The sequence below is a fragment of the Aeromonas sp. QDB34 genome (genome assembly GCF_027705405.1).
Lineage (GTDB): Bacteria > Pseudomonadota > Gammaproteobacteria > Enterobacterales > Aeromonadaceae > Aeromonas > Aeromonas hydrophila.
Map to the genome: position 1 here is coordinate 84,795 of NZ_JAPDBT010000003.1, position 23,652 is coordinate 108,446.

24 protein-coding genes and 1 other RNA gene are annotated in these 23,652 nt (G+C 61.8%); 11 read left to right on the forward strand and 14 right to left on the reverse strand.

Annotated elements, in window-relative coordinates; translation table 11 throughout:
• The first annotated feature begins 191 nt into the window (after positions 1–191).
• Positions 192–1,445 (forward strand): NADP-dependent isocitrate dehydrogenase, encoded by a 1,254-nt coding sequence (gene icd / locus OKC29_RS06360; RefSeq protein WP_011705337.1) that lies wholly within the window; start codon positions 192–194, stop codon positions 1,443–1,445.
• A gap of 86 nt (positions 1,446–1,531) precedes the next feature.
• Here the strand turns inward: icd and OKC29_RS06365 are convergent, their stop codons facing one another.
• Positions 1,532–1,708: a hypothetical protein gene (locus OKC29_RS06365; RefSeq protein WP_073349538.1), complete on the reverse strand. Its 177-nt coding sequence runs from the start codon at positions 1,706–1,708 to the stop codon at positions 1,532–1,534.
• Positions 1,709–2,042: 334 nt separating this feature from the next.
• Entirely contained in the window at positions 2,043–3,374 is a 1,332-nt protein-coding gene (locus tag OKC29_RS06370; protein WP_073349540.1) for a D-serine ammonia-lyase, read from the reverse strand.
• 299 nt (positions 3,375–3,673) lie between these two features.
• On the opposite strand from OKC29_RS06370, the gene dsdC reads away from it, so the two are divergent.
• The 3 genes from dsdC to OKC29_RS06385 are packed head-to-tail and all read left to right on the forward strand — an operon-like array spanning position 3,674 to position 6,387.
• Positions 3,674–4,633 (forward strand): DNA-binding transcriptional regulator DsdC, encoded by a 960-nt coding sequence (gene dsdC, locus OKC29_RS06375; RefSeq protein ID WP_073349542.1) that lies wholly within the window; start codon positions 3,674–3,676, stop codon positions 4,631–4,633.
• A gap of 43 nt (positions 4,634–4,676) precedes the next feature.
• Positions 4,677–5,342, forward strand: coding sequence for a class I SAM-dependent methyltransferase (locus tag OKC29_RS06380; RefSeq protein ID WP_073349544.1), 666 nt, complete (start codon positions 4,677–4,679; stop codon positions 5,340–5,342).
• On the forward strand, positions 5,326–6,387 hold the full coding sequence (locus OKC29_RS06385) for an HNH endonuclease (RefSeq protein WP_073349546.1): 1,062 nt from the start codon (positions 5,326–5,328) through the stop codon (positions 6,385–6,387). Before OKC29_RS06380 ends, OKC29_RS06385 begins: the two co-directional genes overlap by 17 nt.
• 77 nt (positions 6,388–6,464) lie before the next feature.
• Here the strand turns inward: OKC29_RS06385 and ssrA are convergent.
• Both ssrA and smpB read right to left on the reverse strand, forming a co-directional pair.
• Positions 6,465–6,824: a transfer-messenger RNA gene (ssrA, locus tag OKC29_RS06390) on the reverse strand.
• A gap of 119 nt (positions 6,825–6,943) precedes the next feature.
• Complete coding sequence (gene smpB / locus OKC29_RS06395; protein ID WP_011705343.1) at positions 6,944–7,432, reverse strand: SsrA-binding protein SmpB; 489 nt, start codon at positions 7,430–7,432, stop codon at positions 6,944–6,946.
• Between the two features lie 169 nt (positions 7,433–7,601).
• Between smpB and OKC29_RS06400 the strand changes: the two genes are divergently transcribed.
• Positions 7,602–8,036 carry an SRPBCC family protein gene (locus OKC29_RS06400; RefSeq protein WP_073349548.1) on the forward strand — a complete coding sequence of 145 codons (435 nt, stop codon included), beginning with the start codon at positions 7,602–7,604 and terminating at the stop codon, positions 8,034–8,036.
• Positions 8,029–8,376 (forward strand): RnfH family protein, encoded by a 348-nt coding sequence (locus OKC29_RS06405; protein ID WP_024943861.1) that lies wholly within the window; start codon positions 8,029–8,031, stop codon positions 8,374–8,376. Before OKC29_RS06400 ends, OKC29_RS06405 begins: the two co-directional genes overlap by 8 nt.
• A 127-nt stretch (positions 8,377–8,503) precedes the next feature.
• On the opposite strand, the gene OKC29_RS06410 is transcribed toward OKC29_RS06405, so the two are convergent.
• The 3 genes from OKC29_RS06410 to yiaY all read right to left on the reverse strand — a co-directional run bounded on the left by OKC29_RS06410 (position 8,504) and on the right by yiaY (position 10,889).
• Positions 8,504–9,139 carry an NAD(P)H-binding protein gene (locus OKC29_RS06410; RefSeq protein WP_073349550.1) on the reverse strand — a complete coding sequence of 212 codons (636 nt, stop codon included), beginning with the start codon at positions 9,137–9,139 and terminating at the stop codon, positions 8,504–8,506.
• Between the two features lie 124 nt (positions 9,140–9,263).
• On the reverse strand, positions 9,264–9,602 hold the full coding sequence (locus OKC29_RS06415; RefSeq protein ID WP_011705347.1) for an outer membrane protein assembly factor BamE: 339 nt from the start codon (positions 9,600–9,602) through the stop codon (positions 9,264–9,266).
• 135 nt (positions 9,603–9,737) lie between these two features.
• A complete protein-coding gene (gene yiaY, locus OKC29_RS06420) occupies positions 9,738–10,889 on the reverse strand; it encodes an L-threonine dehydrogenase (RefSeq protein WP_073349552.1) in 1,152 nt (383 codons plus the stop codon).
• A 392-nt stretch (positions 10,890–11,281) separates the two neighbouring features.
• Here yiaY and udp point away from each other — a divergent pair, with 392 nt between their 5' ends.
• Complete coding sequence (gene udp / locus OKC29_RS06425; protein WP_011705364.1) at positions 11,282–12,037, forward strand: uridine phosphorylase; 756 nt, start codon at positions 11,282–11,284, stop codon at positions 12,035–12,037.
• Positions 12,038–12,168: 131 nt separating this feature from the next.
• Here udp and OKC29_RS06430 read toward each other — a convergent pair whose 3' ends face one another.
• Positions 12,169–12,933, reverse strand: a complete 765-nt coding sequence (locus OKC29_RS06430; protein ID WP_162275646.1) for an RluA family pseudouridine synthase — start codon at positions 12,931–12,933, stop codon at positions 12,169–12,171.
• A gap of 151 nt (positions 12,934–13,084) precedes the next feature.
• Here OKC29_RS06430 and rihA point away from each other — a divergent pair, with 151 nt between their 5' ends.
• Positions 13,085–14,020 (forward strand): pyrimidine-specific ribonucleoside hydrolase RihA, encoded by a 936-nt coding sequence (gene rihA / locus OKC29_RS06435; protein ID WP_073349556.1) that lies wholly within the window; start codon positions 13,085–13,087, stop codon positions 14,018–14,020.
• Between the two features lie 34 nt (positions 14,021–14,054).
• Complete coding sequence (locus tag OKC29_RS06440) at positions 14,055–14,525, forward strand: hypothetical protein (RefSeq protein WP_073349558.1); 471 nt, start codon at positions 14,055–14,057, stop codon at positions 14,523–14,525.
• Positions 14,526–14,703: 178 nt separating this feature from the next.
• Here OKC29_RS06440 and OKC29_RS06445 read toward each other — a convergent pair whose 3' ends face one another.
• The 3 genes from OKC29_RS06445 to OKC29_RS06455 form a co-directional block, all read right to left on the reverse strand.
• The gene (locus tag OKC29_RS06445; RefSeq protein ID WP_029303501.1) at positions 14,704–15,000 is read right to left on the reverse strand and encodes a winged helix-turn-helix domain-containing protein; all 297 of its coding nucleotides are present in this window, start codon (positions 14,998–15,000) and stop codon (positions 14,704–14,706) included.
• 28 nt (positions 15,001–15,028) lie between these two features.
• A complete protein-coding gene (locus OKC29_RS06450) occupies positions 15,029–15,559 on the reverse strand; it encodes a DUF1523 family protein (RefSeq protein ID WP_016350163.1) in 531 nt (176 codons plus the stop codon).
• Between the two features lie 177 nt (positions 15,560–15,736).
• Positions 15,737–17,359, reverse strand: a complete 1,623-nt coding sequence (locus OKC29_RS06455; protein ID WP_049049206.1) for a methyl-accepting chemotaxis protein — start codon at positions 17,357–17,359, stop codon at positions 15,737–15,739.
• Between the two features lie 164 nt (positions 17,360–17,523).
• Here OKC29_RS06455 and OKC29_RS06460 point away from each other — a divergent pair, with 164 nt between their 5' ends.
• Positions 17,524–18,156, forward strand: coding sequence for a LysE family translocator (locus tag OKC29_RS06460; RefSeq protein ID WP_011705371.1), 633 nt, complete (start codon positions 17,524–17,526; stop codon positions 18,154–18,156).
• 249 nt (positions 18,157–18,405) lie between these two features.
• A complete protein-coding gene (locus OKC29_RS06465; RefSeq protein ID WP_073349560.1) occupies positions 18,406–19,194 on the forward strand; it encodes a DUF1460 domain-containing protein in 789 nt (262 codons plus the stop codon).
• 112 nt (positions 19,195–19,306) lie between these two features.
• Here the strand turns inward: OKC29_RS06465 and OKC29_RS06470 are convergent, their stop codons facing one another.
• From OKC29_RS06470 to OKC29_RS06480, 3 genes are read right to left on the reverse strand one after another with little or no spacing between them, the layout of a single operon-like run.
• Positions 19,307–20,515 carry a cation:proton antiporter gene (locus tag OKC29_RS06470; protein ID WP_073349562.1) on the reverse strand — a complete coding sequence of 403 codons (1,209 nt, stop codon included), beginning with the start codon at positions 20,513–20,515 and terminating at the stop codon, positions 19,307–19,309.
• A 33-nt stretch (positions 20,516–20,548) separates the two neighbouring features.
• The gene (locus tag OKC29_RS06475; protein WP_073349563.1) at positions 20,549–21,652 is read right to left on the reverse strand and encodes a beta-N-acetylglucosaminidase domain-containing protein; all 1,104 of its coding nucleotides are present in this window, start codon (positions 21,650–21,652) and stop codon (positions 20,549–20,551) included.
• A 42-nt stretch (positions 21,653–21,694) separates the two neighbouring features.
• Entirely contained in the window at positions 21,695–23,422 is a 1,728-nt protein-coding gene (locus tag OKC29_RS06480) for a potassium/proton antiporter (RefSeq protein ID WP_011705375.1), read from the reverse strand.
• Positions 23,423–23,652: the final 230 nt, after the last annotated feature.

Below are 23,652 nucleotides of genomic sequence, written 5' to 3' on the forward strand. Positions count from 1 at the left end.
GCTGGAGCCTGTCCGAGTCAGGCGCCGGCGGGGCTGCTTCGGATCCGGAGCAGGCAGAAGGGACGCATTGTGATCCAGTGCGCGACTATGGTCTGACATGCGTGCTCGCCATTTGATTCTGCAAATGGATGGGCTTAAGATGGCCGCGCGCAACTTACAGATTGATAACAAACGGAAGTTAGGAGATGCCGATGGAAAGCAAAGTAGTTATCCCGACCCAGGGCCAGAAAATCACAGTCGATGCCAACGGCAAGCTGCAGGTTCCCAACCATCCGATCATTCCGTTTATCGAAGGGGATGGCATCGGTGTGGACGTGACCCCGGCCATGTTGAATGTGGTGAATGCCGCGGTCGAGAAAGCCTACAAAGGCGAGCGCAAGATCGCCTGGATGGAGATCTACACCGGCGAGAAATCGACTCATGTCTATGGCGAAGGTGCCTGGCTGCCGGCCGAAACCCTGGATTTCATTCGTGAATACTGCGTGGCCATCAAGGGCCCGCTGACCACCCCGGTCGGTGGCGGTATTCGCTCCCTCAACGTGGCCCTGCGTCAGGAGCTGGATCTCTACATCTGCCTGCGTCCGGTCCGTTACTACGAGGGCACCCCGAGCCCGGTCAAGCGTCCTGATCTGACCGACATGGTGATCTTCCGCGAGAACGCCGAAGACATCTACGCCGGCATCGAGTGGAAAGCCGACAGCGACGAAGCCAAGAAGGTGATCGCCTTCCTGCAAAACGAGATGGGCGTGAAGAAAATTCGCTTCCCCGAGACCTGCGGCATCGGCATCAAGCCCATGTCCAAGGCCGGTACCGAGCGTCTGGTCCGTGCCGCCATCGAGTATGCCATCGACAACGATCGCGACTCCGTGACCCTGGTGCACAAGGGCAACATCATGAAGTTCACCGAAGGTGCCTTCAAGGATTGGGGCTACGCCCTGGCCCAGAAAGAGTACGATGCCCAGCTCATCGACGGCGGCCCCTGGTGCTCCTTCAAGAACCCGAAAACCGGCAAGACCATCGTGGTCAAGGACGTCATCGCCGATGCCTTCCTGCAACAGATCCTGCTGCGCCCGGCCGAGTATGACGTCATCGCCTGCATGAACTTGAACGGCGACTACATCTCCGACGCGCTGGCGGCCCAGGTGGGCGGCATCGGCATCGCACCGGGTGCCAACATCGGCGACGGCGTGGCCCTGTTCGAAGCGACCCACGGCACCGCGCCGAAATACGCTGGTCAGGACAAGGTCAACCCGGGCTCCCTCATCCTCTCTGCCGAGATGATGCTGCGTCACATGGGCTGGACCGAAGCGGCCGACCTCATCATCAAGGGGATGGAAGCGGCGATCCGCAACAAGACCGTCACCTATGACTTCGAGCGTCTGATGGAAGGTGCCACCCTGCGCTCCTGCTCCCAGTTCGCCCAGGACATGGTCGACCAGATGTAATTTGGTCCCTGAAATGCAAAACCGGCGCCATGAGCGCCGGTTTTTTTATGGGTGATGGGCGGGTGCCGATGGGGGCACCCAATGGGTCAGGTGGTCTTTTCCACGTGCTGCTGGTAGATCTGCTGCCACTTGCTGAGCTCGGCCTCGTCTCCCTGGGCCTGCCAGAACTCGCAGATGGAGCTGGCGAGTTCGGATGCCATGGCGTGATCCCCATCGCGGCGACTCATCAGATATTGTCCCAGCCAGCTTTGATATTGTTTCATTGCCCGATCTCCTTATCTCGTGTGTCTTGCTGACCGCCGCCAGGCTTTGTGCCGGACGGGGCCATCAGGCCACGGTTTTTCTGCATGCCCGTGATGGTTGTGATCGACGGATTGGGTCGCGATCTCGCCGGATCAGGGCGCCAACGTGGGTGCAGATGTCAAAAAACGGCCACTATCGTATCACAAAATAACCAGCTTGGGGGGATTGTCGGCAATTCAAGATGTCCAGCTGTCTGGCCGTCTGATGTGTGGGATGGTGAGCAGGGGCGCCATCTTGCTGATCCCACACGAGAAAAACCCGCCAATCTGGCGGGTTTTATGGCTGAAAAAAAGATCAGAGGCGGGCGCTGGCCAGGTACTTTTCCATCTCCTCGGCGGGCACCATACCACCGCCGGTGGCCCATACCAGGTGGGTGGCTCGGGCCATTCTAGCGGCATCCAGCCCCTGACCGGCCTGCCACGCAAGGTTGGCCGCGACGCGCCACGGGCCTGCCATGCCGGCCAGGGCAGAAGGTTCGAGCTTGATCTGCTCAGTGCGTGCCAAGAGTCCCAGCAGGTCGTACATCTCCTGATCGCTCAGGGTGTAGAAACCGGCCAGCAGCCGCTCCATGGCGCGGCCGACAAAGCCGGAAGCGCGCCCCACCGCCAGGCCATCGGCCGCAGTGAGGTTGTCGATGCCAAGGTCTTGCACCGCAATGGCATCGTGCAAGCCGGTGTGCACCCCGAGCAGCATGCAGGGGGAGTGGGTCGGCTCGGCAAACAGGCAATGAACGTGCTCCCCGAACGCGAGCTTGAGGCCAAAAGCCACTCCGCCGGGGCCGCCACCGACACCGCAAGGCAGGTAGACAAACAACGGATGGTCGGCGTCCACCACAATCCCCATGTCATCAAACTGCTTTTTCACCCGCTCACCGGCCACCGCGTAGCCGAGGAACAGGGTGCGGGAGTTCTCGTCGTCGATGAAGAAACAGTTGGGGTCGCGTTCGGCCTCCTTGCGTCCCTGCTCCACCGCTACCCCGTAATCCTCGGCGTATTCCACCACGATGGCGCCATGTTCGCGCAACTTGCGCTTCTTCCACTCCCGCGCATCGGCCGACATGTGGACGGTGACGCGAAAGCCGAGGCGGGCGCTCATGATGCCGATGGACATGCCAAGGTTGCCGGTGGAGCCCACCGCGATGCTGTACTGGCCGAAGAAGTGGCGGAACTCGTCCGTGAACAGCTTGCGATAGTCGTCCTCTTCGCAGAGCAGACCGGCCTTGATCGCCAGTTGCTCGGCGTGGGCCAGCACCTCGTAGATGCCGCCGCGCGCCTTGATGGAGCCGGAGATGGGCAGATGGCTGTCTTTTTTGAGCAGCAGCCGGCCGCTCACCTCGACCCCGTAACGGGCATTCAGGGCGCGCTGCATGGTCGGGATGGCGGCGATGTCGGATTCGAGAATGCCCTTGCTGGCGCGGGTCTCGGGGAAGGCTTCACACAGGTAGGGGGCGAAGCGGGCGAGTCGGGCGGAGGCATCCGCCACATCGCGGCCATCGAGCCCCACGTGGGGCAGACCTTCCATCAGGGTGGTGGCCTTGGGGTTGAACCAGGTCACCGGTTCCAGCGCGATCAGGGATTGCAGCAGCGGAAACTGGTGGGTGAGTTGTGATACGTCGATGTTTTTCATGGTGTTCTCGGCCTCGTCATGGAATTCGGGCGTGCCGGCCAGTCACGGCCGATGCCGTCTCAAGGCTGGGATAGCCGCGGCGCGCCCCGGCATGGGAATAAGCTTGGCGTTATTCAATGCTAATGAGGTGGCCGTGACAAATGATGAAATGAGCGTCTTGGATGAGCTGGATTGATGCAAGAGCACCCCATTCATCATATTGTTGACCTGATGGCGATATTGGGTGATATGAGCTGATTCAGCGGGCCGCTTTTTCGGTATCATCGGCGCACGTGTTGAAGGGGGGCAATGGGGACGTCATGTATCAACAGGATCATCAGGTGGCCAGAAGCCGCATCGCGGGAAACAAACTGCTCAACGGCTATCAGCTGGCCAGGCTGCACACCTTCGAAGCGGCGGCCAGGCACGGATCCTTTGCGCTGGCGGCCGACGAGCTGGCGCTCAGCCCGAGTGCGGTGAGCCACCGGATAAGCGCGCTGGAGGAGGATCTCGGCTTCAAGCTGTTCCAGCGCTTTCACCGCAAGGTGGCGCTGACGGCAGACGGGCTGCGGGTGTTCTGGGCGCTCAAGTCATCGCTGGAGTTCATCAATCAGGAGATCCTGGAGATCCGCCATCAGGAGCTGTCGGGCACTCTGACCGTCTACTCGCGCCCCTCCATCGCCCAGTGCTGGCTGGTGCCTCGGCTAGCAGATTTTTCCCGCCTGCATCCCCAGATCGAGCTCAACATCATGACCGGCAACGAGAACATCAATCTGCATGGTTACGGCATCGATCTCACCCTCTATTTCGATGACCAGACGCCTGCGCGGCTCGCCATCCACCCGCTGATGGACGAGTACATGGTGCCGGTGTGCAGCCCGGAGTATGCCGAACAGCACGGGCTGCTCGGCAACCCGGCCAACCTGGCGCACTGCCGCCTGCTGCACGATCGGCAAGCCTGGGGCCATGACTCCGACGGCGACGAGTGGTCCAGCTGGGCCGAGCAGTCCGGCGTGTCGCTTTCGGCATGTAGGGCCAGCATGGGGTTTGATCGCTCCGATCTCGCCATCATCGCCGCCATGAACCACGCCGGGATCGCCATGGGACGGCAGAACCTGGTGAGCAAGCGGCTGGCACAGAACGAGCTGGTGGCCCCCTTCCCGGACATGGCGGTGCGCTGCGCCCAGCGTTACTACATCGCCACCCTGCCCAATTGCCAGAACCCCAAGGCGCAAGCTTTTATCGACTGGGCCTGCCAGCAGGCGGGGGCGAGGGATTGAGCCCCCTTGCTGTATATGAAAGAATGGCCAACTCACTGATCCTGTGAGATTATTTTTCTTCCTCTCCCGATTGGAACGCATCGTGTCACTTGCTTACTACCAGTACCATGCCCACGAGCTGGCGGTCCGTTATCAGCAAATCCCGGCCCGTGCCGTTCATGGTGACTGGCTCACATTGCTGGAGCCCTGGCTGGAGGTTGCTCCACGCAGATTACTTGACGTAGGGGCGGGCAGTGGACGGGATGCAGCCTTTCTGGCTGGCCTTAACTCCGGCAACAATGTTGTGGCGGTCGAGCCTTGCCATGCCTTGAGTGCGTTGGGTCAACACCATACTCGCACGCTAGCTGTGACGTGGGTCAATGATTCCATGCCAGCACTCTCTCATGTCATTGGCCCTTTTGATCTGATCCTGCTCAGTGCGGTCTGGATGCATTTGTCTTTGGCGGATCGCCCGCTGGCCTTGGCTCGTCTTGGTGAGCTGCTCTCGCCACAGGGTTATCTGGTGTTGAGTCTTCGCTTCTCCGCATCGGAGCAGGAGATGCGGGAGCGGGCTATGTTCCCGGTGAGCCTCGAGGAAGTTGAGTGTCTGGCACGGAAGGAGGGGCTGACGATTCTCCATGCCTCGGCCCTACAACAGGATGTCATGGCTCGTGGTGAGTTAAGTTGGCAGAGCCTGATCCTGGGGGGAACACATGCACGCCTCCCCTGAGCAACAACTTGCTTTCATCGCTTATCTGCAGCGTATTTTCACCGAAGGCGACTTTGTGGCTACTTACAAGTGCGCCTTGCTTCACGGGATTGCAGATATCGCCATCGGGCGCAATGCCGATAGCCATGAACTGGCAGCGGCCCGTACCATCACGTTGGATGAGCTTGCAGCCAAATTTGTTGAGCTCTACTGGCAGCACTCTCTACCTTACTCGGCAACGGAAGAAAGTGCTGCCTTGCTCAAGCAGAGCAGCGGACGTCAGGCAATCATGCTGACGGAGTTGTCTCGGCTGCGTGAAGAGGGTGTGAGCTCGGTGACCGCTTTGCGGGGCCATTCTGCCTGGCGACCTCTCATTGCCCGAGTGCGGCGTATCCTGATTGAAGGCCCGTTATGGCGTTTGCAGATCCTGGGAGGGCAGGAGGTGTGCCACCTCTATCCTCATCACAAGGGGGTGGATCACATTTGCCTTAACCCCGGCATTCTCTACTGTCTTCATCGCTTTTACGATCTGGTTGTCTCCCTTTCCCGACAGCATTGGCTGCAGCTTATCTGCGACATAAAGGGCAATCAGGGGCTGATTGGCCCCAGTGTTGGGCTGGAAGATTTTCTCTTTGGTTCACGCCGGCAGGGGCTGGGACGGGTGGGGAAAGTACTGAGAGAGTTGCAGGGGGGAACCTGCTTTTACTGCCGCAAGGCGATACAGGGGGCTGGCGAGGTGGATCACTTCATCCCTTGGCGCCGTTATCCTCTCGATCTGGGTCACAACTTCGTGCTGGCACATGCTAACTGCAATCGCAGCAAGCGTGACTTCCTGGCAGCGCCAGAACACAGGGATACCTGGTATGAGCAGAATATTGTGACGCACGGAACACTCCTCACCGACGAGCTCGGGCTTTTGGTGGGGGTGGATGCTGAACGTTCTACCGCTATAGTGACCTGGGCCTATCAGCAGGCCGTTCGCGAGCAGGCTCGGTTGTGGCGGGGCATTGACGAGTTTGTTGACGTTACAGTGCCTGGGTTGGATATCTCCCTGCCTTCTTGGTAGGCGTGAATCTTTTCTAAATGTCAGGATGCCGGATATAAAAAGGGCCACCTCTTGCGAGGTGGCCCTTTCCAAACGTTTGGTGGAGCTGGGGGGATTTGAACCCCCGTCCAAAATTACTACATCCTTGGCACTACATGCTTAGTCACTCTTTACATTCGCCAACCCGCTGCGGAGAGACACGCCACGAATTGACTAGCTCGATTGGTTTTAATGCTTCCGCCCCGAGCAGGACTTCCACACGATCCTGTGAAGGATGACCTTCCGATTCCCTAGGACACAGGCAAGCTAGGGTAGAAGGGCTCAGCGCAGGTTATTAAGCTGCGAGTGCGTAGTTTTCGTCGTTTGCGACTATTTTTTTGCGGTTTATTAACGAGGCCTACCGCACCTCGGCATGCACCTTGGGTTTCGTGAATCTTGTCGAATCCAGAATCAGCCCCAAGTTGTTAAGAGCGATTGTACGCAAAAATCCTGTCATGGCAAGGCGTTGATGGCAATCGACCGGCCTTGGCCGGTCGATTGCTGGTTTATTGGGCGGCGCCCGGCAGGCGGCGTTCCATCAACCGCGGTGCTTGTTCTTCATGATGCGCGCTTTTTCCCGATCCCATTCGCGGGCCTTGGTGTCTTCGCGCTTGTCGTGCTCTTTCTTGCCCTTCACCAGGCCGATCTCGACCTTGACCCAGCACTGTTTCCAGTAGAGGGCGAGGGGAACGACGGTGTAGCCCTGGCGGGCAATCAGGCTCTCGAGCTTGTCGAGTTCACGACGGCTCAACAGCAGTTTGCGGGTCCGGGTCGGGTCGCACACCACATGGCTGGAGGCCGCTTGCAGTGGCAGGAAGCTGGATCCGAACAGGTAAGCCTCACCATCGCGGAAGATTACATAGGCTTCGCTGATGTTGGCCTTGCCCGCCCGCAGAGATTTGACTTCCCACCCTTGCAGGGACAGGCCCGCCTCGATCTTCTCTTCGATGAAGTATTCGTGGCGCGCGCTTCTGTTGAGTGCAATGGTGTTGGACCCGGCTTTGTTTTTACTGTTTTTTTTGCTCATGACGGGCGATTTCCGGCAATGACTGGGAGGAGGGCATTATACGTGGGCAAGGGCGGCTGTAAAACGCGCAGCGGGTCAACTGATGGCTTTATGAGCAGTTTGACCGAGGTTTTACCTCCACAAGATGAAACATGATGATAAAATCGCGGCGATTGGATGAGGAAAAGCCATGCCCCGTATTACTCGCAGTGCCCTGGTGATGTTCAGCGCCGAACAGATGTTCAGGCTGGTCAATGATGTTCACGCTTATCCGGAGTTCCTGCCCGGTTGTGTCGGCAGCCGTGTCCACGAAGCCGGCGATGACTATATGACTGCCTCGGTCGATGTGGCCAAGGCCGGGATTGCCAAGACCTTTACCACCCGCAATCTGCTCGATGCCAACCGGCAGATCAAGATGGAGCTGGTAGAGGGGCCCTTCAGCAAGCTGGCGGGCTGGTGGACCTTCACGCCACTGGACGTGGATGCCTGCAAGGTGGAATTCGATCTCGACTTCGAGTTCACTTCCAAACTCATCGAGCTGGCCTTCGGCCAGATCTTCCGCGATCTGGTGAGCTCCATGGTGCTCGCCTTCTCCAACCGCGCCAAGGTGGTGTACGGTGCCTGATCAACTCAACATTGAAGTGGTCTACGCCCTGCCCGAACGGCAGACGGTGCTGCGGCTGCGGGTGCCTGCACAGACCTCGGTGCTGGCGGCCCTCGAGCAATCCGGCATAGTGCAAAAACACCCCGAGATCGATCTGGCGGTCAACAAGTTCGGCATCTACAGCCGACCGGTCAAGGGCTCCGAGTTGCTGCAAGATGGCGATCGCATCGAGATCTACCGTCCGCTCATCGCCGATCCCAAGGAGATGCGCAAGAAGCGCGCGGAAAAGGCCAAGGAAGAGGGACGTGCCGACGTTGTCACGGGTGGCCGTCCCAATGCCAATCGCAAACAGTCCGACTAAATGCCTGCATTGGCAGGCATGATACTTCGTATAAAAGGTGCCAGCACTGGCACGACACCCCATATAAAAAAGGCGCCCTGGCGCCTTTTTTGATACCGTCATCTACCCGCCAAGTCGAAGCGCTTAGCTACAGCTGGAGCAGCCGCTCGTTTTCGACCACTTCGCAGCCGGTGGGCTGGCGGGAGAGGGCGATCATGGCGCGGGCCACCTGGCCGGCCTCGATGGCGCGCCAGCGGCGCAACCTGCCGACCAGGAGCGGCTTCAGCAACGGGTAGATGGCCTGGAAAAACTGCTCCGAGCGGCGCGGCGGCTGGCGATCCCCCAGCAACATGGCGGGGCGCACGATGGCGAGTCGCGGCCAGGACTGGGCCAGCAGCGCCTGCTCCATCTCCCCCTTGGTGCGCGGATAAAGGGCAGGGGAGTGCGGGTTGGCCCCCAGGCTCGAGACCACCACCAGCCGCTGGCAGCCGTGGCGGCGGGCCAGCTCGGCAAAGGCCAGCACATAGTCAAGATCGACCCGGCGAAAGGCCTCGGCTGAGCCGGCTTCCTTGCGGGTGGTGCCAAGGCAGCAGAAGGCGAGATCCACCGGTTCGGGCAGATTCACTTCGGCCAGCATATCGAAATTGACCGGCAGCCAGTGGCGGGCGGGGTGCGGTGGCCCGGGCCTACGACAGAGCAGGGTCAGTTGGTGCTCTGCGGGTAGTTGTCGCACCAGCTCGCGGCCGATGAGGCCGCTGGCTCCGGCGATCAGGATCCGGCTCATGCTGCTCTCCCTGTGTGATGAAAGTGACGCCCGCATCCGCTGAGGGGCTGCCCTCTGCCAGCGGGTCGTCCGTGGCTGGCGGCGCTAAAACAAAACCGGCGCGAGGCCGGTTTTGTGGGTGGGATCAGAGCGGGGTATGGAAGGCCGCTGGCAGCGGGAAGTCGCCGGTGACCGTGGCCAATCTGTCGTTGGCAAAGGTCAGGGTGAGTTCCTTGCGCTCTTTCTCGCCGCGCCCCGGCTGGAATTCATAGAGGTAATACCAGGTGTTCGGGTCAAAGCCATCGCGCAGCATGGCGGAGCCCAGCACGAACTCGACCTGCTCGCGGGTCATGCCCTGGCGCAGTTTGTCGACCTGTTTTTGTTCCACATAGTTGCCCTGAGGAATATCGATGCGATAGACCAGGCTGCAACCAGACAGGGTGAGGGCGGTCAGGGCCGCGGCAATCAGGTGTTTCATCCGCATATCGAGTTCAGATCATCCATTCAAGTCTTTTTAAGCTCGGCAAATCATACCGGCTCCCTCTACGGAAGTAAAAAGCCATTGATCCATCAGCCAATAAAAAGGGCCGCCATGCGACCCTTTCTGCCGATTGCCCCCTTACATGGCGGCGCGGAAGATGGCGACGATCTCTTCGTGGCTCGCCTGTTTCGGGTTGGTGAAGCCACAGGCGTCTTTCAGGGCGTTCTCGGCCAGCAGGTTGAAGTCGTCGGCCTTGACGCCGAGCTGCTCCAGCCCGGCCGGGATCTTGACGTCGCGAGCCAGCTGCTGGATGGCGGCAATGGCGGCGGCGGCCCCTTGCTCATCGTTCATGGCGCTCACGTCCACCCCCATATGACGGGCTACATCCTTGAGCCGGCCGGCGCACACCTGGGCGTTATAGGCCTGCACGTGGGGCAGCAGCACGGCGTTGCACACCCCGTGCGGCAGGTCGTAGAAGCCGCCCAGCTGGTGGGCCATGGCGTGCACGTAGCCAAGGCTTGCGTTGTTGAAAGCCATGCCGGCCAGGAACTGGGCGTAGGCCATCTGCTCGCGGGCGTGCAAGTCATCGCCATGGTTGACGGCGGTGCGCAGGTGCTTGGCGATGAGCTGGATGGCCATGATGGCGCTGGCATCGGTCACCGGGGTGGCGATGATGGAGACATAGGCCTCGATGGCGTGGGTCAGCGCATCCATGCCGGTGGCGGCGGTGAGGCCGGCCGGCTTGGCCAGCATCAGCTCGGGGTCGTTGACCGACATCAGCGGGGTGACGTGCTTGTCGACGATGGCCATCTTCACGTGGCGGGCCTCGTCGGTGATGATGCAAAAGCGGGTCATCTCGGAGGCGGTGCCGGCGGTAGTGTTGATGGCGATGAGCGGCAGCTGCGGCTTGGCGGAGCGATCCACCCCTTCGTAATCCTTGATGCTGCCACCGTTGGCGGCCACCAGGGCGATGCCCTTGGCGCAGTCGTGGGGGGAGCCGCCGCCCAATGAGATGACGCAGTCGCAGCCATTGGCCTTGAGCATGGCCAGGCCCGCTTCCACGTTGGTCATGGTCGGGTTGGGCTTGGTCTCGTCGAAAACTGCGCTTTCAATGCCATGTTCTGCCAGCAGGCCGGCGACCTTGGCGACCACGCCGATCTGGTTGAGGATCTTGTCGGTGACGATCAGCGCCTTGCGATGGCCATAACCCTTGATATCAGCTGCCGCCTCTTGCAGACAGCCTGCTCCCATCAGGTTGATTGCGGGAATGTAGAACTTGAATGTCGCCATGATGGACTCCGTTTTATTAGCCATTAAGTGGTATGCGGGCGCCAACATAACATCGTCAGAGGGGATGAAAAGGGGTCAATGGTATCTGCTTTGCAACTTTATGGACTCGATCACGTACCGGAAACATGGGGCGCGACAGGGATTGACAAGGGCCCTTGCCCGTTCGCGGGCAGAAAAACGTTTTTCAATTAATTCATCAGGTTAGCAAACGTTTTGCGCCGAATTTGTCACTGTCAATGCAAGGAAGTGTGAGATGCTTCAAGGAATTGGAAAGCGCTTTCGACCATAGTTGGCGCCTCCCCGACGAGGGGAGTGAAGGCTTGAAAGTACCATAAAGAATCATCTTAACTTGCGCCCTGACCATGCTGGTGGGGAGCAACCAGGAGTCCACTATGTCTGATGTATTTCACTTGGGTTTGAAGAAAGCGGATCTGCAAGGCGCCACCCTGGCGATCGTCCCTGGTGATCCCGAGCGCGTGAAGCGCATCGCAGAGCTGTTGGATAACCCGGTGCACCTGGCCAGCCATCGTGAGTTCACTACCTGGCGCGGCGAGATGGACGGCAAGGCCGTGATCATCTGCTCCACCGGTATCGGCGGCCCGTCCACTTCCATCGCGGTGGAAGAGCTGGCTCAGCTGGGCATCCGTACCTTCCTGCGCATCGGCACCACCGGCGCCATCCAGCCGCACCTGAACGTGGGCGACGTGATCGTCACTACCGGTTCCGTGCGCCTCGACGGTGCCAGCCTGCACTTCGCGCCTATGGAGTTCCCGGCCGTGGCCGACTTCGACTGCACCACCGCGCTGGTCAACACCGCCAAAGAGCTGGGTTCCAAGCTGCACATCGGTGTGACTGCCTCCTCCGATACCTTCTACCCGGGTCAGGAGCGTTACGACACCGTATCCGGCCGCGTCGTGAGCCGTTTCCAGGGTTCCATGAAAGAGTGGCAAGCCATGGGCGTGCTGAACTACGAGATGGAATCTGCCACCCTGCTGACCATGTGCACCAGCCAGGGCCTGCGCGCCGGTATGGTGGCTGGCGTCATCGTCAACCGTACCCAGCAGGAAATCCCGAACGCCGAAACCATGGCGAAAACCGAATCTGATGCCATCAAGATCGTACTGGGCGCCGCCCGCAAGCTGATCTGATAGCCCTCTTTGTAACAAAGAGTACCGAGTGGGGGGTGGGGGCCGTTGCGAAAGCACGGCCCCTATCTTTATCCGCCGTTTACCGCTTTGTCCCTCTTCTGTTTGTCTGCCCCTTGTTTCCCTGCTTCGGGTTACCCCGGTTGCCCCGTCATGGCGGCCAGCGCCTGCGCAAAGGGCGCCTCACAGCGGATCTGCATCGACTCGCCGCCGACCGGGTGGATAAAATCGAGTTCACTGGCGTGCAGCATCAGCCGCGGCGCCTGCTCGCAGCCGGGTGGCAGCAGGCCGCCATAGAGATCGCAGCCGAGGATGGGGTGGCCCAGCTGCTGGCTGTGGATGCGCAGCTGATGGGTGCGGCCGGTCTCCGGCACCAGTCGCACCCGGGTCAGCTGCACTGTTTGCCTCTGAATCTGCTGCTCTAGCCGCTCAATCACTTGATAGCGGGAGCGGGCGGGTTTGCCGTTGACGGTGCAGATGCTCATCAGCGGAAACAGCGCCGGATCCTTGGCGATAGGGGCATCGATCACCCCTTCGTCTTCGGCCAGGTGGCCGCACAGCAGGGCGCTGTAGGCCTTGCTCACCGCCCGCTGGCTGAACTGGCGGCAGAGCAGGGCGTTGATGGCCTTGTTCCTGGCCACCAGCATGATGCCTGAGGTGCCAAAATCGAGGCGATGGACCAGGGCGCAGCCGGGGTAAGCCTGCACCAGCCGATGGTGCACCGAGTCGAGGTTCTGCGGGTTCTTGCCCGACAGGCTCAGCAGGCCGCTCGGCTTGTTGATCAGCAGCAGGTGCTCATCCTCGAACAGGATCTCGATGGTGGCCGCACAGGGCGGGGCGATGAAGGTGTCGACGATGACGGACATGGGGCGCACGGTTAGAAAAGGGAGGGGGATCATACCCGAACCGGCGAAGCGCGGCGAACTGACTTGAGTCTAGTTGGCAAGTGATTGATCTGTTTGGCCAAGGCGTTTTGTGACTCCCTCCAGAGTTAATCCTGCCGCCGCTTGCTAAGGTATGGCTCCCTGTCATGTTGTAAGGAGTCCGTCCATGGCGTTGCCCGTTATTCTCGATTGCGATCCCGGCCACGATGATGCCATCGCCCTCATCCTGGCGCTGGCCAGCCCCGAACTCAAGGTGCTGGCGGTCACCACCAGCGCCGGCAACCAGACGCCGGACAAGACCCTCAACAATGCCCTGCGCATCCTGACCCTGCTGGGGCGTGACGACATCCCGGTGGCGGCAGGGGCCAACAAGCCGCTGGCCCGGGAGCTTATCATTGCCGACAACGTCCACGGCGAATCGGGTCTCGATGGCCCCAAACTGCCGGATCCGGGCTTTGCCCCCGTGGCCATGACTGCCCTTGAGCTGATGGCCAAGTGCCTGCGCGAGAGCCCGGAGCCCGTGACCCTGGTGCCGACCGGCCCGCTCACCAACATCGCCCTGCTGCTGGCGGCTCACCGCGAGCTGAAATCCAAGATCGCCCGCATCGTGCTGATGGGCGGCGCGGCGGGAGCAGGCAACTGGACCCCGGCGGCGGAATTCAACATTTATGTGGACCCGGAAGCGGCCGATATGGTGTTCAAGTCGGGGCTCCCCATCACCATGTGCGGGCTGGACGTGACCCATGAGGCGCAGGTGATGGACGAGGATATCGAACGGGTACGCGCCATCACCAATCCGGTGGCCCAGTGCGTGGCCGGCCTGCTCGACTTTTTCATGATCTACCACCGGGATCCCAAGTGGGGATTTGCTGGCGCACCGCTGCACGACCCCTGTACCATTGCCTGGTTGCTGGCCCCCGCGCTGTTTCACGGGGTCGAGTGCCGGGTCGATATCGAGACCGGCGGCACCCATACTAGCGGCATGACGGTGGTGGATCGTTACGGTCTGACCGGCAAAGCGGCCAATGCGCTGGTGTTGCTGGGGCTGGATCGGGCCGGTTTTATCGATCTGCTGGTCACGCGGCTGCGGGCCTTTGACTGAACGCAGTTCCACTCTTGCAAGAAGGGGCGAAGCGATGTGGAAGACAGGGCTGGCACTGCTGGCCGGGTTGCAACTGACGGGGTGTGCCACGCCGTTCGAATCGATGTGGCAGGGGCTGGCGACCTGCGAACTGGACGATCTCTATCTCGACAGCGAGACCGGCCAGCCGGTGCACCCGCAGCTCAAACATTTCACCCCCTACAAGGTGATGGACGGCTTTGCCTGGTACAAGACCCGCCAGGATCTGCACGGTCTGCCCATCAGCGGCTTTCTCATCCCCTCGTCTACCTTCGAGGTGCACGCCCTGTTCGTGGATACCCCCATCGCCAATGCGCGGCGTCTGACCCACAACGCCTATGGCAGCGAGTTTTCTGACGAGCAGCAGCACGACGCCGGGCTGGCTCCCCTGCTATTGCGCGATCCCAACAACCCCAAGCGCTCCATCATCGACTGCACCAAGGGGGAGACCCAGGATCCGCTGCCGGAGGAGCCTTTCCCCGAATAGGTGCAAGGCCGAAGCCTTGGCACAGATAAATAAAAGAGGGCCAGCCTACAAGGCTGACCCTCTTTTATTTTGGTGGGCAGAGACCTGATTAGGGATACCCCAGCGTTTCCTTGATGGTCGGCAGCTGGGCCTTTATCCTGACAGGATTGCTCGGATTGTCCCCCAGTCACAGACGACCTTAGGGATAACCCAATGTCTCCTTGATGGCAGGCAGCTGCGCCGCGATCCACGCCGGATTGATGGGCCCCCAGTCACTGATGCGATAGTGCCCCTGCAGATGACGAGCCCCCTCGGTCTGCTCGAAGCCACAGCTGATGTCCAGCTCGGCCAGGGCGCTGAGCGTATCCTGCGCGGTGCGGCGCGGCATGCCGGTCGCCTCCATGATGGCCGGCACCGTATCCGTGCCCTGGCTGATGAGCCAGGCCACGTAGAGCCGGCGATAGAAGCTGGTGCGCGTCTTGCTCGGCTCACTCATTGTCCGTTCCTCCGGCAAGCGGCGTCGCTCATATCTCATCCTCGAGCCGATCGAAGTAGCGCCAGGTGGCGATGGCAGCCTTGCCCATCACCAGGGCCCAGATGCCGAACCAGAACCAGCGGAAGAAGCTCCAGGTGGAGGCGTCGGGCTCGGTGCTCTCAATCTTGGTGACGTTGGGGAACATGGAGAACATGTTGATGCGCCAGCCGTAGGAGGTAATGATGGCCAGCCGTTTTTCGAACTCCATCGACTTGGCCTTGGCCTGCACGTCGGCGGCGTTGAACTTGAAGTAGAAGGGCCAGCCCCACTCGGTATCTTCGTTGCGGAACACGCGAATCTTCTCGCCGGGCCGCTCGGTGTAGATGTAGTAGACGTCGGTGGTGGGGCCGTCGGCCGGGTTCTTCTGGCTGATGGGGCCATCCTTGTCGGTGCGTTTCACCTCGACCCCGGTGATGGTGGCGATGGTGTGCTCCGGCAGATAGAAATCGAGCCAGATGGCGGAGACGAGGGCGATGAGCCCGAGGCCGATGAAGGCCGGTTTCTTGAAGGACAGCTTCATGATGATCTCGCATGAGGGGGGAGTGACGTGCCTCTACCATACCCATATTTGGTGAGGTAGCCCAGCCCCCAATGAAGCCATGTTATAAAAAAGAGCGTTTAAAACAACAACAAGCCGTCAGCTTCATTAACAGCAAGGCCCCGGATCCGGGGCCTTGCTGCGCTCATGAGGACGTGGTTACAGCTGGAACTGGGCCAGCTGCTTGCGCTGCTGCTCGGCGAGCTGTGACAGTTCGTGACTGGCGGCAGCACTCTGGCTGATGCCGGCCGCGTTCTGGTTGACGATCTCGTGGATGTTGGTGATGTTGCGGTTGATGTCGGCGGTGACGCAGGACTGCTCCTCGGCGGCGGTAGCCACCTGGGCGTTGGCGCCGTTGATCTGGTTGACCGCTTCGGTGATGCCACCCAGCAGCGCCTGCACCTCGCCGGAGAGCTGCTGGTTGTGGGCCAGAATGGCGAGGGTCTCCTGCACACCGCTGTTGGCCGACTGGGACTGGCTCTGCAACTGCTCGATGATGGCCTGGATCTCCTTGGTGGAGTCCTGGGTGCGGGCCGCCAGCATGCGTACCTCGTCGGCCACCACCGCAAAGCCGCGGCCGGTTTCGCCGGCGCGGGCGGCCTCGATGGCGGCGTTGAGCGCCAGCAGGTTGGTCTGCTCCGAAATCCCCTGAATGACCTCGATCACCTTGCCGATCTGCTCGGACTGGGACTTGAGTTGGGCCACCTGCGCGGCGGCGCTCTCGAGGCTGCCCGCCATGCGGCTGTTGGCCTGGATGCTCTCGGCAAACAGCGTCAGCCCCTGCTCGACCCTGTCGTTGGCATCGCGCGCCAGTTCATCGGCCAGAGCGGCGTTGTGGTTGACGTTGTCGGCGGTGCTGGCCAGCTCGGTGACGGCGGAGGCGACCTGCTCGGTCTCGCTGCGCTGCTGCTGGGCGTTGGCTTCGGACTGGGTCATCACGGCGGCGAGCTCGGTGGCGGCGGAGGCCACGTTGCCGCTGATGCCGGTCAGGGTCTGGATGGTATTGCCAAGCTGGGTCAGGGTCTGGTTGATGTCGGCGGCCAGCTGGCTCAGCTCGTTGTCGCCGTCGGCGGCGGCGCGCACGTTGAAGCGGCCCTCGGCCACGGCGTGCATCACCTGCTGCAGCTGGCCGATGGGGCGCACTATCCGGCCGGAGAGCCACCAGCCGCCAAACAGGGCGGCCAGCAGGGCTGCCCCCATCAGCAGCAGGGTGCGCAGCAGGGTGGCGTGGTAGTGGGCCTGCTCCTGGGCGATCTCATCCTGGATCAGCTGGTTGATGTGGGCGGACATGGCATCGATCTGCTTGATGAGATCTTCCCCCAGCTCGCGAAAGCGCAGGCGGGCCTGCTCATAGGCGGCGGGATCGCCGCTGCCCTGGTGCTTGGCGGCCAGCAGCGGCAGCATGTTGTTGCGGGTATGGCCGAGGTAGGCCTGCAGGGCAGCCGCCACCCGGCTGTTGTCCTGCTCGGCGCCGGTGATGACCAGTCTGGCCAGGATGGTACCGATTTCCTGCTCGGCGGCGGTTAGGTCACCGGGCAGCGTGGCAAAGCGTTCGGGGTCGTAGAGGCCATAGATGGCGGTGGTGCGCAGCCGGTAGGTGGCGTGGATCAGGGTGGCGATGTCGTCCTTGTGACGGGTCACGCTGACGGTGGTGTCGTTCATGTCGCCGATGGCGCTGTCGATGTCCTGCTTGCCGATCCCGATCATCAGGATCATCAGCAGGCTGGCGAGCAGGAGAGGAATGAGTACTTGCAGACGGATAGAGAGATTATTCAATGACATGAAAGATCCTGACCCAGAAGAGGAACAAGGCGGCATCTTACACAGGCGCGACAAACCTTGTCACAGGTTTTTATGGCTGAAATCATGCTGAACGAAAAGGTTTTTTCTTGTGTTAAATGAATGTGATAGGCAAGATCGTCGGTCTGTTACCATGGAGGTGTAGTGTGTCCGACTGGATCGATCCCGCCATTCTGGCGCTGTTTATTCCCACGTTCTTTTTTGTCTCCGTGACCCCCGGCATGTGCATGACCCTGGCGATGACCCTCGGCATGAGTCTGGGGGTGCGCCGCACCCTGCACATGATGTGGGGCGAGCTCATCGGGGTCGGCCTGGTGTCGGTACTGTCGGTGATCGGGGTGGCGGCCGTCATGCTCAACTACCCGGCGCTGTTTGCCGCCTTCAAATACGTGGGCGGCGCCTATCTCATCTGGCTCGGCATCCAGATGTGGCAGGCCAAAGGCAAGCTGGCTATCCCGGCGGATCTGTCGGCGGCCCAGGAGACCCGTCCCCTGGCGCTGGCCATGCAGGGTTTCGTCACCGCCATCGCCAACCCCAAGGGGTGGGCTTTCATGGTCTCCCTGCTGCCCCCTTTCATCAACGCGGCCAAGCCGATGGCGCCGCAGATCAGCGCCCTGGTGGCCCTGATCCTGGTCATCGAGTTCTCCTGCCTGCTGCTCTACGCCAGTGGTGGCCGCACCTTGCGCCACTTCCTCGCCAAGAGCGGCAACGTCACCCTGATGAACCGGATCGCCGGCTCCCTGATGTTTGGCGTAGGGGTCTGGCTGGCGCTGGGTTGATTCGCTTGTCAGCCGACTTGAACCTGCCAAAAAGCCCCGCCCTGCGGGGCTTTTTCGTGATGCCTGCGGCTACAAGGAGCGACCATGGATGCGGTCGCCGGGACGGGATGGGGAAGGCTGGCCACATTTGCTTACATTTATCCGGTTTGCAAATGGTCGCAATATCGTCAGTCTCGAATGGCATTCGCTTGCGGCCGCAAGAGGGTGCGAACGGTCCGTTTTTAACATTCTGAGCAAGGAGAATTAAGGATGATGAGGCTAACCAGCATCGCATTGCTGCTGTTTGCCGGCGCGGCAGTCGCCGACAAAGAGAGGAACCTCGATTTTTACAACATCGAGGAGCCGCAGCTTATCGAGTTGTTTGCCCGGCCGCAGGGCTCGCCGGGTCAGTCGATCAGGGATTTCTCCGGGCTTTTTCTTGGCAATCCCTACGTCGCCAACCGGCTGGTCGGCTCGAGCGATACCCAGGAGCAGCTGGTGGTGGATTTTGGCGGGCTCGATTGCTTCACCTATCTGGATTACGTCGAGTCACTGCGTCGCGCAACGAGTGTGCATCACTTCATCGAGAACCTGATACACACTCGTTACGTGAACGGCGAGGTCAACTACCTGACCAGAAAGCACTTCTTCTCTGACTGGGTGCATGGCGACAACCGGGTGAGCGACGTGACCCATCTGGTGGGCGGCGCCGTGGTGACCACGGCCAAGCAGCTCAACCAGAAGGCGGACGGCGGCCACTACATTCCGGGGCTGGGGGTGACGGCGCGGGACATCACCTACATTCCCTCCGCCAGCATCGACGAGAACACCCTGAGCCTGCTGGAAGAGGGCGACTACATCGGCATCTATACCGATCTTGCCGGGCTAGACGTCACCCACACCGGCATCTTCATCCGTGGCGAGAACGGCCCCGTGCTGCGCAATGCTTCTTCTCTCTCGAGCAACATGCAGGTGGTGGACTCCCCCTTCCTGGAGTACGTGCAGAACAAGCCGGGGATCCTGGTCTACCGGGCCGAGGCAAAGGGGGAGAGCTCCTAGGGCAGGCTTGGCTATGGCCGGCACGGGCGCGCCTGGTGCCTGATAGCCTCATAAAGAAAAGCCCCGAGGTGATCCCGGGGCTTTTTCATTGGCGGCACATCCCTTCAATGGGTCACTGGGGCTTGAAGCGGGCGACCCAGGGGTTGGCGGTCAGGCCATGCAGGATGACGCTCAGGATGATGGTGCAGAGCACGGTGGCGATGATGGGGCGCTGGCCGAGAAGGGCCGGCTCGTGCTGCAACACCATCACCGCAAAGACGATGCTGGCCAGCCCCCGTGGGCCGAACCAGCCGATAAAGAGCTTGAGCTCTGGCTTGAGGCCGGTGCCGAGCAGGCTCAGCCAGACCGGCAGCATGCGCAGCAGGGTGAGGCTGGCGGCGGCATAGAGCCAGTATTGCCAGTGCAGCAGCTCCGTCAGCATGGGCATCAGGGTGGCGCCGAACACCATCCAGATCACCACCGAGAGCAGATCGCCGTACCCCTCGCAGCTGTCCAGATAGGCGTGCTTGTGCTCCCCCAGTTTGCGGCCCATCAGCAGGCCGCCGACGAAGGCGGCGATGAAGCCGCTGCCGCCCAGGGTCTGGGCCAGCGCGAAGCAGAGCAGGGCCAGCCCCGGCATGGTGAGCTGGCGCCAGAGCGGCAACTGCCAGCCGTTGAGGTAGGAGGTCTTGAGCAGGCGCAGAGTGAGGCTGGTCAGCCCCCAGGCCACCAGCAGGCCGATACCGATCTCCTCCAGCAGCAAGGTGAGTGCCAGCAGGCCGGTGCCGCTGTGCTGTTCGGTAGGGGCGATGAGGGCCAGCAGCAGGAGCAGCACAGGCACGCAGATGCCGTCGTTGAGGCCGCTCTCCTGGTTGAGCCCCTCCCGGATGGGGGCGGGCACCGCCGGGTTGCTCACCACTGCCTTGCCGAGCGCCGCATCGGTGGGGGCGAGTATGGTGGAGAGGATCGCCATCTCCAGCAGCGGCAAGTCGGGGAAGAGCCAGTGACCGAACAGGGCGCCGGCCGCCAGGGTAAGCGGCAGGCCGATCAGCAGCAGCCGGATGGGCAGGGCACGGTTGGCCAGCAGCACCTGCCAGTTGGTGTTGGCCGCGTCGCTGAACAGCACGATGACCAGGGTCAGCTCCGCCAACAGCTTGATGCCGTCGCTGTCGATGGAGAGGGAGAGCAGCTCGATGCCGCCCGGTCCCAGCAGCCAGCCCATCAGCAGAAACAGCAGGGGGCCGTTGACGAGGCGCGATTCAAAGCGCCCGGCGATCAGGCTGTAGACCAGCAGAAAGGCGGCGATCACCGCCAGGTTCTGGTAAATCAGGGACGCATCCATGCAGCCTCCTGTGGCAGGGTCTCTGTGGTGGGGTCAGTCGGTCAAACAGTCCGGGTCGAACACGTATTCGCCATCCAGCCAGCGCAGGATCTCGCCGACGCAGGCTTGGTCGCGAAACGGCAGGTAGCGGGCCTTGAGGTGGGCCACCTGCTCAGGGGTCAGCTGGGCCAGCCCTATGTCCTGAAACAGCGGCAGATCGGCCTGGATCATGGCGGAGATCTGCGGGCCGCAGGTGGCATTGAGGGAGGCGTGCAGCGCCTTGTCCGGATCGTACTGCTTGCCGAGCTTGTAGCTCATGGGCAGGGTGGCCAGCGGCAGCACCGACAGCGCCGCCTGCTTCATGGGGTTGACCGCGTGGCCCGAGGTCAGCTCGGCGAGTTCCGCCGGACGGTTCTCGAAGGCGCGCAGGTGCAGGAAGCTGCTGGCCTTGCTGCCGTCGTTGACCGGGTAGTTGTCCCACAGGAACGGCTTGCGATGCAGCCACTCGGCCACCTGCTTGAGGTGGGCTGCCGGATAGTCGCTGGAGCAGACTTTGGGGCCGGTCCAGAAGATCTCGAAGCGCTTGTCCAGCCCCTGCCCCAGATCCTGTAGATAGTGGGGCGGCATGGCGCCGAACACCTTCTCCAGCACGGGATCCGTGCTGTAGTAGCTGGGGCAGAAGAGCAAGCGGCCTGCGCGGGTGTGGGCCGCGATGTCGTGGGCGATGGTGAGCTGCCAGTGGGCGAGATCCGGGGTATCCCCCTTCATGTCGTCAAACAGCACGGCCAGGATGTCGGGTTTGAGCTCCTCCTCGATGAGCCGCACCTTTTCCAGCAGGGCCGGCCGCTGGCGGGCATAGTCGTGGTGCGCGCCCATGGGGCTCAGGCCCACCCCGAAGGCGAGGCCGTTGTCGCGGGACTGGCGGGCGAGCTGGCGCAGCGCCTCGAGCTGGGCGGCAGGCCAAGGCTTGGCCCAGTGCTTGCGCAGGTAGCCATCTTCCTTGGGGGCATAGAGATAGAAGCCGTAACCGTGGCGGGGCAGCCACTGGGCGTAGCGGGCGCGGGCTTCCCAGCTCCAGCCCTTGCCAAAGAAGCCCTCGATCACCCCCAGCTGGGGCGAAGGGGGTTGCAAGCCGGACAACAGGGTTTGGTAAGGCATAGGTAACTCCCTTCTCGCAGAGGACGAGGCAGACAACGACGATCAGACCGGATCTTCTTCCAGAAAGCGCACCCCGATCTTGCGGGGTTCACCCTCGTCCATTTCGGCCACGGTCCAGATCAGTCCCTGCCATTCGACGTGGTCGCCGACCACCAGATTATCGCCCAACTGGTGGGCAATGAAATGGCCGAGGGTCTGATCCGCCACCTCGCTCACATCCAGCCCGTACAGGGGGGCGAGATCCACCAGGTTGGCGGCCGCCTCCAGCAGGAAGTCGCCGAAGAAGCGCGGGCCCAGATCCTGCTCTGGCGCCTGGCTGAACAGCTGGCCGAGGGCGGGCAGGTCGCGCTCGTGGCCGATGACGCAGAGGATGTCATCGGATTGCAGACAGGTACTGCCCGAGGGGTGCAGCAGCTCCTGATCCCGGAACAGGGCGCAGATGCGGGTGCCCTTGGGCATGCGAAGATCCCGCAGCGGCGAGCCGATGCACCACTTCTCGTCGCTCAGGCGATAGACGAAGGTCTCCCACTGGCTGTCGAGATCGATCTCGAGCCCGGAGCGGTTGATGGGCGAGGGAGGCGCCGGCACTTCCACCCGCGCCAGCCTGGAGGCCAGCGGCAGCGAGCTGCCCTGCAAGATGAGCGAGACCAGCACCACGAAGAAGGCGACATTGAAGTAGAGCTGGGCGTTGGGCAGCCCCGCCATCATGGGGAACACCGCCAAGATGATCGGGACCGCGCCGCGCAGGCCGACCCAGGAGATGAACCAGCGCTCGCGGGGGGCGAAGTTCTTGAACGGCAGCAGCCCGATCCAGACTGAGATGGGGCGGGCGAACAGGATCATCCACATCGCCAGCGCCAGCGCCGGCAGGGCGATGGGCAGCAGCTTGTGGGGGGAGGCGAGCAGTCCCAGCACCAGAAACATGCCGATCTGGCTGAGCCAGGTCAGGCCGTCCAGCACCGACAAGGTGGTGCTGCGGCTGCGCAGGGAGAGGTTGCCGAGCAAGAGGCCGGTGAGATAGATGGCGAGGATGCCGCTGCCGCCCACCGCCGTGGTGAGGGCGAAGATGAGCAGGCCGCCGCTGACGGTGAGCAGCGGGTAGAGGCCGGGGGCCAGCTTGGCGCTATTGATGAGTTTCCACAGCAGCCAGCCGCCGCCAAGGCCGATGCCGGCGCCCAGCCCGAACTGCTTGAGCAGCTGCAGCAGCAGAAAGCCGGCGTTGAGGTCCTGCTGGGCGCTGGCCAGCACCTCGATCAGGGTGACGGTGAGAAACACCGCCATGGGGTCGTTGCTGCCCGACTCTATCTCCAGGGTGGCGCTGACCCGCTCGTTGAGGCTGCGCCCGCCGAGCAGGGAGAACACCGCCGCCGCATCGGTGGAGCCGACGATGGCGCCGATCAGCATCCCCTGCATCAGGTTGAGATCAAACAGCCAGGCGGCGGCCAGGCCCGTGAGGCCGGTGGTGATGGCCACCCCGACCGTGGCCAGCGACAGTGCGGGCCAGAGCGCCACCCGAAACGAGGAGACCCGGGTGCGCATGCCGCCGTCGAGCAGGATGATGGCGAGCGCCAGGTTGCCCACCAGATAGGCGATGGAGTAGTCGGCGAAGTGGATGCCGCCGGGGCCATCTTCACCGGCCAGCATGCCGACGGCGAGGAAGATCACCAGGATGGGGATACCGAGACGGGAGGAGAGCGCGCTCAACAGGACACTGGCGCCCACCAACAAGGCCGCGACGAGGAAAAAACTGTTGATGGTGACGGCATCCAATGGCGAACTCCTTCTGTCAAAATGCAAATCAGGCACATTATATGCAGTTTGTTAGGCTCGGTGTGGCTTAATTGTGCATTTATTTGCAGTTTTTTACATTTTTGGTGTCATTGCTGCGAAGGGTTCTGGCCATCAAAAGGGGGGCGCCGGCGTCGCCAGCGCGATGAGCAACGTGACCATGTTCACAAAGTGGACAGATAGCGACAGGGGCACCCGTGGGTGCCCCTGTC

What these genes read in the sequence shown, in the direction of transcription:
- icd (WP_011705337.1), top strand. Translation starts at nt 192, where the DNA reads ATGGAAAGCAAAGTAGTTATCCCGACCCAGGGCCAGAAAATCACAGTC.
- OKC29_RS06365 (WP_073349538.1), bottom strand. Translation starts at nt 1,708, where the DNA reads ATGAAACAATATCAAAGCTGGCTGGGACAATATCTGATGAGTCGCCGC.
- OKC29_RS06370 (WP_073349540.1), bottom strand. Translation starts at nt 3,374, where the DNA reads ATGAAAAACATCGACGTATCACAACTCACCCACCAGTTTCCGCTGCTG.
- dsdC (WP_073349542.1), top strand. Translation starts at nt 3,674, where the DNA reads ATGTATCAACAGGATCATCAGGTGGCCAGAAGCCGCATCGCGGGAAAC.
- OKC29_RS06385 (WP_073349546.1), top strand. Translation starts at nt 5,326, where the DNA reads ATGCACGCCTCCCCTGAGCAACAACTTGCTTTCATCGCTTATCTGCAG.
- smpB (WP_011705343.1), bottom strand. Translation starts at nt 7,432, where the DNA reads ATGAGCAAAAAAAACAGTAAAAACAAAGCCGGGTCCAACACCATTGCA.
- OKC29_RS06400 (WP_073349548.1), top strand. Translation starts at nt 7,602, where the DNA reads ATGCCCCGTATTACTCGCAGTGCCCTGGTGATGTTCAGCGCCGAACAG.
- OKC29_RS06410 (WP_073349550.1), bottom strand. Translation starts at nt 9,139, where the DNA reads ATGAGCCGGATCCTGATCGCCGGAGCCAGCGGCCTCATCGGCCGCGAG.
- OKC29_RS06415 (WP_011705347.1), bottom strand. Translation starts at nt 9,602, where the DNA reads ATGCGGATGAAACACCTGATTGCCGCGGCCCTGACCGCCCTCACCCTG.
- yiaY (WP_073349552.1), bottom strand. Translation starts at nt 10,889, where the DNA reads ATGGCGACATTCAAGTTCTACATTCCCGCAATCAACCTGATGGGAGCA.
- udp (WP_011705364.1), top strand. Translation starts at nt 11,282, where the DNA reads ATGTCTGATGTATTTCACTTGGGTTTGAAGAAAGCGGATCTGCAAGGC.
- OKC29_RS06430 (WP_162275646.1), bottom strand. Translation starts at nt 12,933, where the DNA reads ATGATCCCCCTCCCTTTTCTAACCGTGCGCCCCATGTCCGTCATCGTC.
- rihA (WP_073349556.1), top strand. Translation starts at nt 13,085, where the DNA reads ATGGCGTTGCCCGTTATTCTCGATTGCGATCCCGGCCACGATGATGCC.
- OKC29_RS06440 (WP_073349558.1), top strand. Translation starts at nt 14,055, where the DNA reads ATGTGGAAGACAGGGCTGGCACTGCTGGCCGGGTTGCAACTGACGGGG.
- OKC29_RS06445 (WP_029303501.1), bottom strand. Translation starts at nt 15,000, where the DNA reads ATGAGTGAGCCGAGCAAGACGCGCACCAGCTTCTATCGCCGGCTCTAC.
- OKC29_RS06450 (WP_016350163.1), bottom strand. Translation starts at nt 15,559, where the DNA reads ATGAAGCTGTCCTTCAAGAAACCGGCCTTCATCGGCCTCGGGCTCATC.
- OKC29_RS06455 (WP_049049206.1), bottom strand. Translation starts at nt 17,359, where the DNA reads ATGTCATTGAATAATCTCTCTATCCGTCTGCAAGTACTCATTCCTCTC.
- OKC29_RS06465 (WP_073349560.1), top strand. Translation starts at nt 18,406, where the DNA reads ATGATGAGGCTAACCAGCATCGCATTGCTGCTGTTTGCCGGCGCGGCA.
- OKC29_RS06470 (WP_073349562.1), bottom strand. Translation starts at nt 20,515, where the DNA reads ATGGATGCGTCCCTGATTTACCAGAACCTGGCGGTGATCGCCGCCTTT.
- OKC29_RS06475 (WP_073349563.1), bottom strand. Translation starts at nt 21,652, where the DNA reads ATGCCTTACCAAACCCTGTTGTCCGGCTTGCAACCCCCTTCGCCCCAG.